The organism is Ciceribacter ferrooxidans (assembly GCF_004137355.1).
GTDB lineage: Bacteria > Pseudomonadota > Alphaproteobacteria > Rhizobiales > Rhizobiaceae > Allorhizobium > Allorhizobium ferrooxidans.
The window spans coordinates 1-358 of the sequence record NZ_SDVB01000394.1; the positions used below are offsets into that span (position 1 = coordinate 1).

Annotated in this window: 1 protein-coding gene; it reads left to right on the forward strand. The window is 45.5% G+C overall.

The window, feature by feature from the left end; genetic code table 11:
- Positions 1-65: 65 nt before the first annotated feature.
- Positions 66-358, forward strand: a 293-nt coding sequence (locus EUU22_RS24320; RefSeq protein ID WP_245485293.1) for an intermediate filament family protein, incomplete at its 3' end; no start/stop codon positions are given.

Sequence of the window (358 nt, forward strand, 5' to 3'; positions counted from 1 at the left end):
GGGCCCTTCGCGTGAGCGTGGAGGCCGATATTAATGGTCTGCGCAGAGTCCTGGATGACTTGACCATGTCCAGATCTGGCCTGGAATCACAACTTGAGAGTCTTAACGAGGAAATTATTTATCTCAAGAAAAACCATGAAGAGGAAATGAAAGGCTTCCAAGGAACTGGAGTGGCTCAAGTCAGCGTCGAAATGAATGCTGCTCCTGGTATAGATCTCACTGAAATTTTGAATGGTATGAGAGGTCAATACGAGGCCATGGCTGAGCAGAATCGCAAAGTCGCAGAAGACGCATTCAACAAAATGAGTAATAAATTGAAGAAAGAAATATCTGCAGGGGCACAACAAGTACAGTCGAG